Source organism: Stenotrophomonas sp. YIM B06876, assembly GCF_030711595.1.
Lineage (GTDB): Bacteria > Pseudomonadota > Gammaproteobacteria > Xanthomonadales > Xanthomonadaceae > Stenotrophomonas.
Window position 1 is genome coordinate 1 of sequence record NZ_JAUJUJ010000179.1, and the last position, 1,598, is coordinate 1,598.

General features: G+C 64.1%; 1 protein-coding gene. It reads right to left on the reverse strand.

Annotated features, from left to right (window positions below; genetic code table 11):
- Positions 1 to 138: 138 nt before the first annotated feature.
- Positions 139 to 1,598, reverse strand: a 1,460-nt coding sequence (locus QZH66_RS15850; protein ID WP_305806856.1) for an ABC transporter substrate-binding protein, incomplete at its 5' end; no start/stop codon positions are given.

Consider the following 1,598-nt stretch of genomic DNA (forward strand, 5'->3'; position numbering starts at 1 on the left):
CAAGGCGCTGAGGATGGCGGTGGTGGCCGTGGTGGCGGTGGTCGTCGTCTGCAAAATTCTTTCTCCATGAAAAAGGCCCCGGGCCGGAGGGCTCCAGGGCCTGACAGGGCCGCGCGGGGGCGGCCCACAGGGCGGGCATCAGTTCTTGATGTCCACGCCGTAGAAGTTGTGCCGGCCGAACGGGCTGAGCTTGAAATCCACCACTTCCTTGCGCACGGGCTTGAGCTGCACCGCATGCGCGATGGTGAACCACGGTGCCTGCTCCTTGAAGATCACCTGGGCCTTCTTGTACAGCTCGGTGCGCTCGGCCTGGCTGGTCACCGTCTTGGCCTTGACCACCAGCTCTTCATAGGGCTGGTAGCAGAACTTGGCGATGTTGCTGCCGCTGTTCGACTGCGCCGAGGCGCAGCCCAGCAGCGTGTAGAGGAAGTTGTCCGGATCGCCATTGTCGCCGGTCCAGCCCAGCATGCCCATCTGGTGCTCGCCCTCCTGCAGGCGCTTGCGGTACTCGCCCCACTCGAACGACTTGATCTCGGCCTTGACGCCGATCTTGGCCAGGTCGGCCTGCATCAGCTCGGCGATGCGCTTGGCGTTGGGGTTGTAGGGGCGCTGCACCGGCATGGCCCACAGGTCGGTGGAAAAGCCGTTCGGCAAGCCGGCCTCGGCGAGCAGCTTCTTGGCCGCTGCCGGATCGAACGGGTCGTCCTTGACGGCGTCGTTGTACGACCACATGGTCGGCGGGATCGGGTTCTTGGCGGCCACGCCGGTGCTCAGGTAGACGCCGTCGATGATGGCCTTCTTGTCGATCGCCATGTTGATGGCCTTGCGCACGCGCACATCGTCGAACGGCTTCTTGGTGGTGTTGTAGGCCAGATAGCCGACGTTCAGGCCGGGCTGCTCGAGCACCGTGATCTTGCTGTCCTTGCGGATCGCGTCCAGGTCGGCCGGGTTCGGATACGGCATGACATGGCACTCGCCCTTTTGCAGCTTGGCCCAGCGCACCGAGGCATCGGGCGTGATGGCGTAGACCAGGTCGTCGAGCTTGGCCTTGCCGCCCCAGTAGGCCGGGAAGGCCTTGTAGCGGATCACGGCGTCCTTCTGGTACTGCACCAGGTAGAACGGGCCGGTGCCGATCGGGTCCTGGTCGATCTTCTCGGGCGTGCCGGCCTTGAGCATGGCGTCGGCGTACTCCTTGGACTGCACGGCCGCATACGGCATCGCCAGGTTGGCCAGGAACGGCGCCTCGGGCTTGTTGAGCGTGATCTTGATGGTGTGGTCGTCGACCTTGTCCACCGATACCAGCAGCTTGGGCATGCCCATGTCATTGAAGTACGAGTGGTTCGGGCTGGTGACCTTGAAGTAGGGGTTGCTCTCCTTCCACTGGCGCTCGAACATGAACAGCACGTCGTCGGCGTTCATGTCGCGCGTCGGCTTGAAGCTCTTGCTGGTGTTGTGCCACTTCACGCCCTTGCGCAGGTGGAAGGTGTATTCCTTGCCATCGGCCGAGATCTCCCAGCGCTCGGCCAGGCCGGGCACGACCTTGGTGCCGCCGCGCTCGAACTCGACCAGGCGGTTGTAGATGGGCTCGTTGCCGTCGA